Below are 13,972 nucleotides of genomic sequence, written 5' to 3'. Positions count from 1 at the left end.
AGGTGCTTTGGGGTAAACGACATATCAGCGTCTCTTCAGGTAGCCACTGGTGGAACTGCGGCGTTGTGGGGGTGCAGCGGATTGCGACTGGGCGACCGGGGCGACGGATTGTTGTATCGGTTGTGATCTTGGAACCGGCGCTGGGCCTTCAACGTCCCGCGCTTCATCCGGAACATTGGAAGCGGGTTTCTCCGCGAACAGCTCAGATTGCGCGAGTGCCTGAGCAACGCGATCCCAATCCCTTTCCTTGTATCGATCTAGACCGAGGTAATGCGCCATCGCCAAGCAATACACCATCAGGTCTAAGGCTTCGTTACGCTCCGATTTACCTTTGATCCATTCAGTCACCGGTTTGTTTTTCACATAGCGGGTGATCCTGCGCTCTGCCACGCATTGCGCGAAAAAGTCATCAGGCAAATCTTTGGCAAAGTGCAATGCACCTGGACCAGACTCGAATGGATAACGGTTGTAGATCCAATGCCTCATGCACCGCATCAAGAATGCGACGGTCCTTGGTCAGTTCCAAAATCTCGCCGAACTCCTGAACGTTGACCGTATGGCTGGGATGGGTGGGAGACAACTTGTGTTGCAAAGTGGTGGGGTTGCGGCCGGTGGTGGCGGCGATTGCAGCGGCGCCGCCGGGATAGTCCCGTGCGGCGTGGTAAAGCGCCAATTCGAGCGTCAGGACTTCCCTGTTTGCTCGATCAACGCAACTCAGAACAATTCGGCTCATGGCATTAATCCTAATAAGTTGCCAGTGCCGCGCGGCGTGCAGTGGTGATACATTTGCCGCGTGGCTTGAAAGGGCCCAAACGCCGGCCAGATCTTAGGGATCGAAACCGGCACCGTGCCGAGGCGAACAATCCGTTGCTCACCTCTGGCGCAACAGCTGCCTAATCTGTGGTGGAAAAGGCAGCAACCCAAGGCATCCGTGCCTTGAAAGCGCGGTAAAGGGAGGTGGTTTAGCATGTGGTGTGCCCGCCTACCTTTGTCGCGACCCGACAGCACTGTGGTGTTGTGTGCCGGGAGGAACTGGGCGGCCCTTGGGTCGCCTTTTTTCTTGCTCAGCAGCCTCACTTTCACGCGAGGTATCGACCAAGCCGAAATGTGCTAACACTTCCATTAGTCGGACATGCCCTTCGCTTTCTCGTGCCAATGCCTTGATCAACGAAACGCTGGGATTCTTATTCGCATACTTCACGTGCAACCGAAGATAATTCACGGCAATTTGACACCGTGCAGCGTATTCAATGACACCTTGAGCGCCGAGTGAGTCGATGTAGCTACGTAATTTCATGGTGGCTCCTCCGGATGCAAATTTAACCCTTGAGGTTATTTTTAGCAATACCTATAGGGATATTCACCTCAAAGGTTAATCAATTCAGAATTGCCTAATGAAAATATCTGACACCCGCTTGCAAAATTTCAGACGTGTCCTAGCGGAGCGTAAGCTTCGCTTAACGGATATCGCAGATCTCTTGGGGAAAGCTCCAGCCCAAGTCAGTGCTTTTGGTGGCAAAAATCCAACAAAAGGAATTGGTGACCGAATCGCTCGAGAGATTGAAAAAGCTCTCGGCCTGCACAGTGGCTATCTGGATATGCCTTATGGACAAGGGGAGTTTAGCAACGCTACGTTACTAAGTAACACAGGTAGAAAGCTCCCTGTAATAGGCTCTATTGCTGCTGGTGCTTGGTGTGAGATTGAGGGAAGCTTTGATCCTCGTGATGCTGAAGAATGGATAGAGGCACCCGGTCCAGTGGGGCCTCGAGCGTTCATTTTGAGGGTGGAAGGAATCAGCATGGAGCCAAAATTCGTCGAAGGCGACAAAATTGTTGTCGACCCATCCCTAGAAGCTCTACCTGGACACTTTGTTGCTGCAAAAAGAACTATTGACCAAGCCGCAACACTGAAACAGCTAAAGCAAGAAGGTAACGAGCTATACTTGTATGCGCTTAATCCAGACTGGCCTGAACGTATAATTAGGCTTTCTGAAGAATGGAGCATATGCGGTAGAGCCAGGTGGAAAATATCCGACCTTTAACACTATCTAAATCCTATCAAACTTAACTAACGCAATGGAAGCGATATGTCGACCTACTCAGACACCAAAATAAAAGAAAGCATGGACAGTGACAAACTAATTCAAGATGGTGATCTATCACAAATCGGACCAGCGTGTTACGAATTACGAATGGGAAATGTTTATTACGACCTCACTGAGGGTGACATGCAACTGAAAGTCACTAAAAGCTCAGGAGTTTTAATCAAACCTGGTCATCGCGTTGTGTTAATCACAAAAGAATCTCTTTTAATTCCAGAAGATGTTATAGCGCGAGTTACAAGCAAAGGTTCTCTTTTCAGCATAGGACTAAGCCCAGTAAGCACTTATGCTGATCCGGGTTTTGCTGGAAACTTAGGAATCGTCACTCAGAACATGAGCGACAAATACATAATAATTCCTATGGGAGAGTCAATTGCTAAAATTGACTTTTCCACTCTTTCAGAAAAATCTGAAACACCGTACAAAGGCCAGCACGGATATCAAACAAAAATCTGGCCAATCAAACATCAATTACAAAAAACCTATGATGAAATATCTCAAGACCCTAGAGTTGGTAGCGAGCTAGAGGAAGCTTATAAAATTTTACCGGCTGCAACGACAAAAATCATAAAAGAGCTGCGAAAAAAACAAAAATTAATTCACTGGAGCATTTTTGCCGCATTAGTTATAAACACAGTCGCAATCGCCTCTCTTTCAAGCAAGCTGCTTGAGCCAATCAATTCAATTATACTAAACATTATATCCACAGTTATACTTGGGGTATTCATGTACATAATTGATCGGAAGGAGTAAGTCATGGAACTCAAAGAGATATCTAACTTACAGATAGCGCTAGATGAAAAACATGGTTTTCCAGTGAAGTTTTCCGACGAGAAGACGCGCTACGACCAAATAACAAAGGACCTAGTTGGCTTATTTGGCGAGATTGGTGAGTTCTCAAACCTAGTAAAAAAAATCAATTTGAAAATGGAGCATACTGAAAACTACAAGCTGGATATGAAAAAAACTGAGAGTGCCCTTAAGGAGGAACTTATAGACAGCTTGATTTATATCATAAGAATCGGTGCGATTCTTGACATCGACATTGAATACGAATTACTTAAAAAGATTGCCAAAAATCAAGTGCGCTATGCTTCCCTTACACCAAAACCGTAAAGTGTTCTTTCTGCCAGTAAATACTGGCTTTATGAAAGACTCCCATCCAGACGACAGGTGCATTGACTTCTACAAATCAAGAAGCGGAAACGGCTTACATTGCACAATTGTCGGCAATGTAGTCATACCTAACGGGCACGGTACGAATAGCTCCTGTTTACAAATCTCTGGGGATGAACGATGGACTCATCTATCGAGCGCTATAAAAGCTCAGGGTGCACGCCCGGGGATACAATTAAGTACGACATGGGAATCTTATACGGGCGTTAAATCTTTCAAACCGCCTTCGCAAGAAACATCCATCGAAAAATATAGGCTCGCGACATCTCAATTATGTACAACTCAAATACTAGAAATATTCAAAGCTTTAGATTACGGAACTGAACTTGCGCTTAAAGCAAATTTTGAGCACATACAGCTTCACGCCGCTCACGGGTATTTTTTCAGCTTAATTATTGACAGTAGCTTTTCCTCGAAAAGCGAGCTTGGAATAAAGTTAATTGAGGATTGGATTGCCCGGTTCCGATCTCCAGATATTGAGCTTTCGCTGCGCGTATCTCTAACCACTGGAATTAAAAATATAGATTCAACGAGAAAAATTTTTTTAAACACAATAACCAAATTAGATTTAAACTACTTTGATTTATCGGACGGCTTCTACAATATAGACAAAAGACAAATTTACCCAACAACAACAAAACATATAAATGCTCGACATAACGCGTCTATAAAACTTTCACTGCGCAACCCAACAAAAAATTTTATTATTTCTGGAAAAGCAAACACCCTGCCTGACACTCTCTTACCATCAAACATTAGCTTGGGATTTTGCAGAGATTTTATAGCCAACCCAAACTTCCTTGTAAATCCGACATTTAAATGCACTGACTGCATGCACTGTCACTATTACTCAAGAAGCCAGAGCAACATAACTTGCAAACTCTGGTGAAAGCCTTTTAGAAAGTTTAATTTTCGTAGATATGGAGATAGGCTTCCCCTATAAATCTACGCTCAAATGCTTTTCTTCATCCTACCCGACCTCAAATTCAAGAAGCACGTCTACAAAACTCCACCTTCCCTCGTACCTGTGAGCTCGTGAGCTCGTGAGCGACCACCAAAACAACCTTTTAGGTTTACTACCATGAACAAAATAACCTTTTAGGTTAATATTTGTCTCACTCTCCCACCACAGAGCGAGGCAATACCATGCACACCACAGCTACCCTGCATGTCCACCCAGCCGCTGCTAGCCCCTGCCGCATCTTCGAAATCCGCCGTCTGGCGCAAGACTGCGGCTGCGCTTTCATAGCGTCCAAACCTAAGCTGAAACACCGCTCCGCACCCGAACCCTTTGATCCAAATGGCGGAGGGAACGCGGCATGAGCAAGTACAAACTCGACAACCGCACGCTGACCCTGCTCAAGGCCCAGGTCAATCTGACCGAAACCTTCAACCACCTGCTGCGCGCCGAGACTCAGCGAGAGTCCCTAGCCTTTCGCCTGAAAGTCGAGCGCCACAAAGCCGACACGCACTTCACCATTGAACTGGGAAGCGAACGCCACACGCTGACCCTGACCAACAGCAAGAAGATGCACCTCAAGCTCGCGGACTTCATTGAAGAGATCGTCAACGGGCCAGCCACCTCTGCCGACCAATCGTCCCTGCCGCACGCAGACCGCCGCTATGGCGTGTTTGAGAGTGAACACAAGCAGCAGGTGTTCGACCTTGTGCAAGCCGGCGGTATCATCAGTCTCGACATGGGCTTTGAGCAACCGATCAACCTAGCAATCCATCGCAACAAAACCCGCTCAGGCATCACCACGATCATGAGCATCGGCGTCAGAAAGCCGCGTACCAAGTGCTTCACGGTTTACGGAAGCGACGTGGAGATCTACTCCATGGTCGCTGAATCCATCTCCCACCTGGCCGCCGTAGCGACACCCGCCGCGCATGCAGCCTAGGAGGCCGAGATGGAACGTAGCCTGGAAAAAGCTGCCAAGTACTTCGGCCTCACCCGCCCCAAGCTCATCACGCTCATGCGTCACAAGGGCTTACTCAACGACCGTAACCTGCCGGCCTTTCCCGTCCGTGATCGCGAATACCTGCGGATCAAGGACAGCAACTGGTACCACGAGAAGGCAGGCATGCAGTACAGCCAGTCGACCAGGGTCCGTCAGGCCGGCATGCGCTGGCTGGCCGAGCAACTGGGGCTCGAACTACCAGCGATCCCGGTAGACAACCGTGACGTGGCCTAGGGAGTACGCCCGCCAGATCATGCCGTCATGGCGCTCGATGGTGGGCACCTGAACCCGGAATGGGTCGAGTGGCTGATGGGGTGGCCCATAGGGTGGACAGACTTAAAGCCCTTGGAAATGGCCAAGTTCCGGCAGTGGCAGCAGCTGCATTTTATGACCTTGTCAAGTGAGGCGGCAGCATGAGAATAAACTCGAATAGCGCGATATCACTCTCAAGCGAAACTCTTGCCGACGATGAGCTCGCGCTGATCACGGGTTATCAGATCCCGTCGAAGCAAATTCAGTGGCTGACTCAAAACCACTGGGAGTTTGTCTTAACTGGGGCCAGGCGCCCAATCGTCGGGCGTGTATATGCAAGGATGAAATTGGCCGGAGTGAACCCATCGCCCGCCAACGCAGTGGCTGAAATTTGGACACTGAATTTGGCCAATGTGAGCTGACCGATGCGCCATAAAAATACAGAAAACCGGGATCTTCCACCCCGGATGATCAGGCGAACTCGCAAGCGAAAAAGCGGTAAAGCGGTAAAACCTGGACTGCTTACTACTACAACGGCAGGGACGCCGAAGGCCAACGAAAGGAAATACCGCTGGGCAACGATCTCGACGCGGCAAAGGTGGAGTGGGCACGGCTGGAACGCCGTGAACCACCAAAGCCCAATCATCTCCTGGGTGCACTGTTCGACAGGTACGAGAAGAAGATCATCCCGACCAAATCAATACGCACGCAGTCGGATAGCCTATTCCTAGACAATCTGCTCGAACGCAGATCGTTGAATGGGATTAAGACCTCAACTCTGATCACGAACGCGTCCGGCCTTAGGATGAGCCAGCAGATGCTGCGCAATCGCTGGGATGAAGCCCGGGATAAAGCAGCAATCAAGGCCGGTGCCGATGGCGATCCTGCCCTTGCTGTACTCATCCGTCAGTTTCAATTCAAGGACATCCGCCCCAAAGCCGCCAGCGAGATAGAACTGGCGCATGCAAGTCGACTGCTCGGCCACTCAACTGAGGAGATGACAAAGAAGGTCTATCGGCGAGTCGGTGAGATCGTTAACCCCACCAAGTAGCCGACCAACAACACCCTCCCCCTGCGCTGTTCTGCACCCTCATTGCTATCAAAAACGCGTGAGGTTGCGGAACACATCCCAAAAGTTGCGGAACACTTCTCAAATCACAGGCAATAAAAAACCCCGTAAATCATTGATCTACGGGGTTTTAAGAGTGGAGGCCGAGGTCGGAATCGAACCGGCGTAGGCGGATTTGCAATCCGCTGCATAACCATTTTGCTACTCGGCCTCAAACGATCAATGCCCAAACCACTGACATTCACCGCATATAAACTTGAGTGGGCTATGTGAAGCCTGCCTCTACTCTATCTCATTGAAAACATTGAAGTTTTTTATGCCTCAGTGCGTTCGATGGCGGCAATTATGTACTGATTTGCCGGGGCTGGCAAGCCCTTGATTTCAAAAAATATTCTTCCGTGGAGCAGAACAGGGGCGGTTGGCCCCTGCTCTGCCTGGGCTTAGTAGCCCAGGGACAGTCCGGTATTGCGCCGTGGGTCGTTGGCGCCGTAGAAGCGGTTGTTGCCCACGGGCTTGCCGTCCAGGGACGGGGCGCCGACGAGGATGGCGGCCAGGTGGTTGGCGTCTTGGGGGCCGGCGAATTTATGGCCCCAGCTTTCGAGGATTTTCTGGGTGTCGGGGCTCAGGGCGAAGGTTTCGAGGTTGGTGGTGTCGGGCATCCATTGTTGGTGGAAACGTGGGGCGTTGACGGCTTCCTGGATGTTCATCTTGTAGTCGATGACGTTGAGGATGGTCAGCAAGGTGGCGGTGATGATGCGGCTGCCGCCGGGTGTGCCGATGACCATCACGGCCTTGCCGTCCTTGGTCACGATGGTCGGGCTCATGGACGACAGGGGCGCCTTGCCCGGGGCGATGGCGTTGGCTTCGCCCTGGACCAGCCCGTACATATTGGGCACGCCGACTTTGACGGTGAAGTCGTCCATTTCGTCGTTGAGGATGACCCCGGTCTTGCTGGCCATGACGCCGGCGCCGAACCAGTCGTTGAGGGTGTAGGTCACCGACACCGCGTTGCCCCATTTGTCGACGATGGAGTAATGGGTGGTGTTGCTGCCTTCATGGGGCGCAACGCCGGGTTTGATGGTCATGGAGTCGCCGGCTTTTTGCGGGTCGATGGCGGCGCGCAGTTTGGCCGCGTAGTCCTTGTCCAACAGGTGTTCCACCGGGTTCTGCACGAAGTCCGGGTCGCCCAAGTAACTGTTGCGGTCGACGTAGGCGTGGCGCATGGCTTCGATCTGGTAATGGGTGCCCTGGGCCGAGCCGTAGCCCAGTTCGGCCATGGGGTAGCCTTCGAGGATATTCATGATCTGGCAGATCACCAGGCCGCCCGAGCTCGGTGGTGGTGCCGAGACCACGTGGTAGCCACGGTAGTCGCACTCGATGGGCGCCAGCTCGCGGGTCTGGTATTTGTCCAGGTCGGCCTGGGCGATGATGCCCTTGCCGGCCTGGCTGGAGTCGACGATGGCCTTGGCCACCCAGCCTTTGTAGAAGCCATCGGTGCCCTTGGCGGAAATTTCCCGCAGGGTACGGGCCAGGTCTTTTTGCACCAGCTTCTGCCCGACCTGCAGCGGCTCGCCTTTATTGAGAAAGATGCCACGCAGGTCCTGGTCTTTTTTGAACTCTTCGGTGGCGCTGTGCAGCATGTCGATATCGCCCTGGTCGAGGGCAAAGCCGTCTTCCGCGAGCTTGATCGCCGGTGCGATCACTTGGGCACGTTTGAGGGTGCCGTATTTGCTCAGGGCCAGTTCCATCCCGGAGACGGTGCCGGGAACGCCGACCGCCAGGTGGCCCTTGGCGCTGAGGCCGGGGACGACATTGCCGTCCTTGTCCAGGTACATGTCGGCAGTGGCCGCCAGCGGCGCTTTTTCACGGAAGTCGAGGAAGGTCTTGCGCCCGTCCGCCAGTTGCACGGTCATGAAACCACCGCCGCCGAGGTTGCCCGCAGCCGGGTAGACCACCGCCAGGGCGTACCCCACCGCCACTGCCGCATCCACGGCGTTACCGCCAGCCTTCAGCACGTCCACACCCACATGGGTGGCCAGATGCTGGGCCGTCACCACCATGCCGTTTTCGCCGGCCACCGGGGCCTGGGAGGCGGCCTGCACGCCACTGAATGTCAGGACCAGGGCCGTCGCTATCAAGGTTCGGGTAAGGGGTTGGTAGTTCATCCGTGGATACTCTGTTTATTAGAAGCATTAAACGTAGCTTCTTTCGCACGGCAACCCCAGTCAGGTGGCGCGTTTCAGACAGAGCGTGTCGGTGACGGAATGCTATATTCGCCCCGCCCTCCTCATTGCCCTGAGACACACCGATGCCCACGGTCGCCGACCCGATTCACGCGCTGTACCACAAGATCACCTGGAAGCTGATCCCGTTCCTGTGCTTCTGCTACCTGGCTGCCTACCTGGACCGCATCAACATCGGTTTTGCCAAGTTGCAGATGCAAGACCAGCTGCAGTTCAGCGAAACCGCGTTCGGCCTGGGCGCCGGCCTGTTTTTTGTCGGCTATATCCTGTTTGAAGTACCCAGCAACCTGATCCTGGAGCGCGTCGGCGCGCGGATCTGGATTGCGCGCATCATGATCACCTGGGGCCTGCTGTCGGCTTGCACGTTGCTGGTCACCTCCACCACGCAGTTCTATGTGCTGCGGTTTTTGCTGGGCGTCGCCGAAGCCGGGTTCCTGCCGGGGGTGTTGTATTACCTGACCACCTGGTTCCCCACCCATCGCCGGGGCCGGGTGATTGCGCTGTTCATGATCGGCCTGCCGCTGTCCAGTGTGATTGGCGGGCCGTTGTCCGGCTGGATCATGGGCCACTTCGACCAGATCGGTGGCCTGCGCGGCTGGCAGTGGCTGTTCCTGCTTGAAGCCCTGCCCAGCGTGCTGTTGGGGGTATTGGCGTTCTGGGCGTTGCCCAATACCTATCACCAGGCCAAATGGTTGTCAGCCGCCGAAAAGACCCTGCTGCAACAGCAGTTGCAGGCCGATGACAGCCAGGCCAGTCAAAGCCCACGGCGTTTTCGCGAAGGGTTCTTCAACCTCAAGGTGTGGATGCTTGGCGGGATCGACTTTTCGATCCTGCTCAGTGCCTACGCCATGGGTTTCTGGATGCCGACTCTGATCCGCAACGCGGGGATCAGCGACACCTTCCATATCGGCCTGCTCACCGCCCTGCCCAGTGTGGCCGCGCTGGCCGGCATGCTGCTGATCGGCGCCAGCTCCGACAAACACCGCGAGCGCCGTTGGCACATTATCGTGCCGTTTGTGGTGGGCGCCGTGGCCATGGCCGGCAGCACGTTCTTCACCCATAACGTGGTCGCCACCGTGGCCCTGTTTGCCGTGGCCTCGGCAGCAATCCTCGGCGCCGTACCGGTGTTTTTCAGCCTGCCGGCGACCTTCCTCACCGGCACCGCGGCGGCCACCGGCTTTGCCCTGGCCTGCTCCCTGGCAAATATCGCCGGGCTGGTCAGTAACTCGTTGATGGGCCTGGCGATAGATATCACCGGCAGCAGCGCTGGAGCCATGTGGTTCTTTGCCGCCAGCTTGCTGCTCAGTTGCTTGCTGGTGATTGCGTTGCCGGCGAAATTGGTCAACCGCTAGGAGCGAGTGCGAAGCTACATACCCCTGTGGGAGCGGGCTTGCTCGCGAAAGCAGTGGGTCAGTCAACATCAATGCTTGCTGGGCCGACGTCTTCGCGGCGATGCGGCGATCCGACAAGCCCGCTCCCACATTTGATCTTCACTGCTTTGAGCGTTGCGTTCGCTTAACTGATCGGCATTAGGGCAAACCCGCTCCCACAGGGGGGCTCAATGACTGCTATGGCCCATGCCACTCGGCTGCTGCAACAGTGCCAGGTCAATCTCCTCGAAACGCAGCACCCGCCCGCCGGTATCGGCCGCGATTTTCTGCGCCTCCGCCTGCTCGGCAAACGAGGCCAGCACCACGCCCATGGCGCCCTTGAGCCCGGTGCCGAGCACGTAGTAGGCGGTCTTGGCGTCGATCAGATGGGCATCGTCCGGGGTATCCCAATGGCTGCGCCCCATGTCATGCACATACAGCTTGGACTGGGCATGATGGTTTTCCGGCTGCAACCACCAGCCGAGCATTTCTGCCGTAGAGCAAAACTTCTTCGCCGCGCCCTGCTCCACCACCTCGCCCTTGGGCCCCGGGAACTCGCTGATCACCATGCCACACACATGGCACTCATCAGCCGGATGGAACGCCACCGGCCCGTCACCTACCCCCGCCGCCACCGGTTTGTCACAACCGACCAACAGCAGGCTCAACAGTAAAACCAACCCCATCTTCATGTTTACATGCTCCACCGATAAAAAATTCATGCCGCGCGCCGGCCGAACAGCCAGTAGGCCCAGGCCAATGGCCCGGCGACCCACGCGGCCAAGCACAGCCACAACGCCGCCTCCGGCACCGCCAGGTCTGCGCCCAGGGCCATCACGCCCATGGACGCGGGGCCGGCATCGAAACCCGACAGGTTGATCAGGCGGTACACATCCGCCGGGTTGAACAGCAACAGCCAGGGCAGCAGCGTCGGGCTGAACTGGCCTTCGCTGAGCACCAGCAGCGCCAGCAACGCCAGGTCGAAGACCAACACAAAAAAGAACCACACCCCCAGGGCCAACCCAGCCGCCGTGGATTTCTCCGCCGAGACGCTGCTCAACACATACGCCAGCCCCAAAAAGCCCCAGCCAAGCAAGGTCGAGGTCAGCATGAACCGGCCAAAGGCCCAGAGCAGTAGGCTGAACTCGACGTCATCCACCAGCAGCGCAATGGCGAGCATGGCGCAGCCGAATCCGATAAAGGTCGCCAGCGCCAGGATCAACCCGTGCCCGACAAACTTGCCGAGCAGGATCTGCCCGCGCCCCAGGGGATAGGTGAGCAATAGCAGCAAGGTCCCGCTTTCGTCCTCGCCGACAATCGCGTCATAGGCCAGCAGCAGCGCAATCAACGGCATCAGGAAGGTCGCCAGGCTGGCCAGGCTGGCGATGGTTGCCGGGATAGAGGTAAAGCCCAGTTGCCCGGACGCCGCGGCCCCGAGCCAGGCAATGCCGATGGCCAGCACCGCAAACAGCAGGCTGATGGCCAATAACCAACGGTTGCGCAGGCCATCGCTGAATTCTTTGCGGGCCATGTTCCAGATTGGCGTCATTGGGCACGCTCCACAGGGCTGTCCATGTAATGGCGATACAGGTCTTCCAGGGACGGCACGACAATTTCCACATCGCTGGGGCTGTCCTGGTCGAGCAACTGGCGCAGCAGGTCCAATTTATTGCCATTCAACGCCGCCACTTGCAGCCCTTCCGCGCCCCAGCGCTGGGTCACGTGGCCAGCCTCGCTCCAGCGTTTTTGCAAGTGCGCCGCACGTTGCAGGCCGCTGCTGCGGATCAGGGTGGGCAGCCCGGCCTCTTCGCGCAACGCCGCCAGGGTGCCGAGGGCCAGCAGACGGCCCTGGGTCAAGATGGCGGCGCGGTTGATATGGGCCTCCACACCGGGCAACACATGGGAGCAGAGAATGATGCTGGTGCCCTGCCCGCGCAGGCGGTCGAGCAAGCGATACAGGTCCTGGGTGGCAATCGGGTCGAGGCCCACGGTGGGCTCGTCGAGCAGCAGCAGGCGCGGCTCGCCAAGCAGGGCCTGGGCCAGGCCGAGGCGCTGGCGCATGCCCTTGGAATAGGTCTTGACCCGCCGCCGTGCCGCCACCGTCAGGCCGACGTCTTCGAGCAGGGTCTGGACCTGGCTCATCGGCGCGCCCTTGAGCCGGGCGAAATGCTGCAAGGTTTCCAGGCCGCTGAGTTGCGGGTAGAACGTGACGTTTTCCGGCAAGTAGCCGAGCATCTGCCGCACATGAGGGTCGCTGGGCGCGCGACCGAACACCCGCACCTGACCACTGCTTGCCTGCAACAAGCCGAGGATCAGTTTCATGCTGGTGGTCTTGCCCGCGCCGTTATGGCCGAACAGGCCCAGCACTTCCCCGGGCGCCAGGCTCAGGCTCAAGTCGTGCAGCACAGTGGCGTGCCCATAACGCTGGGTCACGCCTTCGATTTCGACAACGGGCATCATGCAGGCTCCTTGAGCAGGGAAAGCGTGGGGTCTTGCATCAGCGGATGGCTGTCCATCACCCCCGGCGACTTGATCACCGGAAACGCCCGCTGCACCCAGCGCAGCAACTCGATGCCGGGGCTGTTCATCAACAGGCGCACCTGGGGATACAACCACAGCAGGCGGTCGACGTTATCGTTGGGCTCGTAGGCCACATCCCCGAGGCCGTCGTTATTGCGGTCCCAGCCCAGGTAGTCGCTCCAGTAATTGCCGCGGCCTTCTGCCGACCATTCCTGCAAGCGGGTGGCCACGTACTTGACCTGGCGCTGGTTGCCGACAAAGGCATTGTTGGCAATCCGGTTGTCCTCGGAACCAGCTGTGAGGTGAATGCCCACCGCGCTGCGCCCGAAGTGGTTGTGTTCGATGCTGTTGAACAGCGAGTTGTAGATAAACAACGCCTTGCCTTCGGCCCCGGTGATCATGGTGTCGCCGGTTGTGCCGTCGCGCACGTCGTTGACCACGTTGTCGCGCAAGGTGGAATAGGTGATGTAGTTCATCAGGATCCCGTAGTTCTGATCCTCCTCGGAGCGATTGCCGATTACCGTCAGCTTGCGGCTTTGCATCAGCGCATAGCCGGTGCGGGTGCGGCGGGTGATATTGCCGAGTACCTGGTTGTCATTGGCGAACATGTAGTGGATGCCGTAGCGCAGGTCTTCCAGGGTGTTGCCTTGCAGCAGGTTGCCGTTGGAGGTGTCGATGTAGATGCCATCGCGGGCATCGCGCACCTGGTTGCCGATCACCCGCGCGCCTTTGACTGCGTAGAGGTGGATGCCATTGCCCCGGTCCTGGGAGCGCATGGTCGGGTCGCCCTGGATCTGGTTGTCGATCACGCTCACATCCGCCGTGCCATCGACCCACACGCCAAAACCCTGGCCGCGCAGGCGGTTGTTCTTGATCAGGGCGCCGTGGGCCTTGGGCTGGATGAAGATGGCCGCGTTCATCGCGGTGAGGTCATGGCCCCAGTCGAGGAAGGTGCAGCCCTCGACGGTGACGTCGGCAGCGTTGATCAGCAAGCCATTGCCCAGGCCTTGGCTGTGGATCACCGCACCGGGTTCGCAAGTCAGTTGCAGGGGTTGGTCGATGCTGAAGGAGCCCTGGTAGTCACCGGCAGGCAGGCGCCAGTGCTGCGGGCCTGCGGCGACCAAAGGCAGGTCGGTAATGGGCAGTACAGCAGCGCCGGCGGCGGCCGAAAATAGCAGCCACACACACCCGGTCCATAACGTGCGGGGTCGAGCCACGGAGTCTTCCTTTTGATCAAAGCCCAATCTGTGGAGCGACACAGATCTGGTGTGAGAGCTGG

Annotated in this window: 14 protein-coding genes, 1 tRNA gene and 3 pseudogenes; 9 read left to right on the top strand and 9 right to left on the bottom strand. The window is 55.9% G+C overall.

Annotated features, from left to right (window positions below; all coding sequences use genetic code 11):
* Positions 1–24: 24 nt before the first annotated feature.
* From PSH73_RS10600 to PSH73_RS10590, 3 genes and pseudogenes are all read right to left on the bottom strand, one after another.
* Positions 25–483 (bottom strand): annotated as a pseudogene (locus PSH73_RS10600) (terminase gpA endonuclease subunit); the annotation flags it as partial.
* 1 nt (position 484) lies between these two features.
* Positions 485–733, bottom strand: a pseudogene (locus tag PSH73_RS10595) (phage regulatory CII family protein); the annotation flags it as partial.
* Positions 734–982: 249 nt separating this feature from the next.
* Positions 983–1,297, bottom strand: coding sequence for a hypothetical protein (locus tag PSH73_RS10590; RefSeq protein WP_305462439.1), 315 nt, complete (start codon positions 1,295–1,297; stop codon positions 983–985).
* A 97-nt stretch (positions 1,298–1,394) separates the two neighbouring features.
* Between PSH73_RS10590 and PSH73_RS10585 the strand changes: the two genes are divergently transcribed.
* The 8 genes and pseudogenes from PSH73_RS10585 (at position 1,395) to PSH73_RS10550 (ending at position 6,542) form a co-directional block, all read left to right on the top strand.
* Positions 1,395–2,042, top strand: coding sequence for a LexA family transcriptional regulator (locus tag PSH73_RS10585; protein WP_134326451.1), 648 nt, complete (start codon positions 1,395–1,397; stop codon positions 2,040–2,042).
* A 45-nt stretch (positions 2,043–2,087) separates the two neighbouring features.
* Complete coding sequence (locus PSH73_RS10580; RefSeq protein WP_305462435.1) at positions 2,088–2,855, top strand: hypothetical protein; 768 nt, start codon at positions 2,088–2,090, stop codon at positions 2,853–2,855.
* A gap of 3 nt (positions 2,856–2,858) precedes the next feature.
* Positions 2,859–3,218 carry a hypothetical protein gene (locus PSH73_RS10575; RefSeq protein WP_305462434.1) on the top strand — a complete coding sequence of 120 codons (360 nt, stop codon included), beginning with the start codon at positions 2,859–2,861 and terminating at the stop codon, positions 3,216–3,218.
* A 31-nt stretch (positions 3,219–3,249) separates the two neighbouring features.
* Positions 3,250–4,167, top strand: a complete 918-nt coding sequence (locus PSH73_RS10570; RefSeq protein ID WP_305462432.1) for a hypothetical protein — start codon at positions 3,250–3,252, stop codon at positions 4,165–4,167.
* A 430-nt stretch (positions 4,168–4,597) separates the two neighbouring features.
* Positions 4,598–5,179, top strand: coding sequence for a hypothetical protein (locus tag PSH73_RS10565; RefSeq protein ID WP_305462430.1), 582 nt, complete (start codon positions 4,598–4,600; stop codon positions 5,177–5,179).
* Positions 5,180–5,188: 9 nt separating this feature from the next.
* Positions 5,189–5,473, top strand: coding sequence for a phage antirepressor KilAC domain-containing protein (locus PSH73_RS10560; protein ID WP_305462428.1), 285 nt, complete (start codon positions 5,189–5,191; stop codon positions 5,471–5,473).
* Between the two features lie 203 nt (positions 5,474–5,676).
* On the top strand, positions 5,677–5,913 hold the full coding sequence (locus tag PSH73_RS10555; protein ID WP_305462698.1) for a DUF4224 domain-containing protein: 237 nt from the start codon (positions 5,677–5,679) through the stop codon (positions 5,911–5,913).
* A gap of 3 nt (positions 5,914–5,916) precedes the next feature.
* Positions 5,917–6,542 (top strand): annotated as a pseudogene (locus PSH73_RS10550) (hypothetical protein).
* Between the two features lie 155 nt (positions 6,543–6,697).
* On the opposite strand, the gene PSH73_RS10545 reads toward PSH73_RS10550, so the two are convergent.
* Positions 6,698–6,771: transfer RNA gene (locus PSH73_RS10545), tRNA-Cys, on the bottom strand.
* Between the two features lie 229 nt (positions 6,772–7,000).
* Positions 7,001–8,725, bottom strand: coding sequence for a gamma-glutamyltransferase (ggt, locus tag PSH73_RS10540; RefSeq protein WP_305462426.1), 1,725 nt, complete (start codon positions 8,723–8,725; stop codon positions 7,001–7,003).
* A gap of 143 nt (positions 8,726–8,868) precedes the next feature.
* On the opposite strand from ggt, the gene PSH73_RS10535 reads away from it, so the two are divergent.
* On the top strand, positions 8,869–10,155 hold the full coding sequence (locus PSH73_RS10535) for an MFS transporter (RefSeq protein WP_057439638.1): 1,287 nt from the start codon (positions 8,869–8,871) through the stop codon (positions 10,153–10,155).
* Between the two features lie 206 nt (positions 10,156–10,361).
* Here PSH73_RS10535 and PSH73_RS10530 read toward each other — a convergent pair whose 3' ends face one another.
* The 4 genes from PSH73_RS10530 to PSH73_RS10515 are packed head-to-tail and all read right to left on the bottom strand — an operon-like array spanning position 10,362 to position 13,877.
* The gene (locus PSH73_RS10530; protein ID WP_057439639.1) at positions 10,362–10,895 is read right to left on the bottom strand and encodes a nitrous oxide reductase accessory protein NosL; all 534 of its coding nucleotides are present in this window, start codon (positions 10,893–10,895) and stop codon (positions 10,362–10,364) included.
* Positions 10,892–11,722 carry an ABC transporter permease gene (locus PSH73_RS10525; protein WP_057439640.1) on the bottom strand — a complete coding sequence of 277 codons (831 nt, stop codon included), beginning with the start codon at positions 11,720–11,722 and terminating at the stop codon, positions 10,892–10,894. Before PSH73_RS10525 ends, PSH73_RS10530 begins: the two co-directional genes overlap by 4 nt.
* On the bottom strand, positions 11,719–12,630 hold the full coding sequence (locus tag PSH73_RS10520; protein ID WP_115129386.1) for an ABC transporter ATP-binding protein: 912 nt from the start codon (positions 12,628–12,630) through the stop codon (positions 11,719–11,721). Before PSH73_RS10520 ends, PSH73_RS10525 begins: the two co-directional genes overlap by 4 nt.
* Entirely contained in the window at positions 12,630–13,877 is a 1,248-nt protein-coding gene (locus tag PSH73_RS10515) for a nitrous oxide reductase family maturation protein NosD (protein ID WP_186625865.1), read from the bottom strand. The genes PSH73_RS10520 and PSH73_RS10515 overlap by 1 nt, the downstream gene beginning before the upstream one ends.
* Positions 13,878–13,972: the final 95 nt, after the last annotated feature.

It is taken from the genome of Pseudomonas sp. FP2294, assembly GCF_030687625.1.
GTDB lineage: Bacteria > Pseudomonadota > Gammaproteobacteria > Pseudomonadales > Pseudomonadaceae > Aquipseudomonas > Aquipseudomonas shahriarae.
This window is presented reverse-complemented; position numbering and strand designations above follow the sequence as displayed.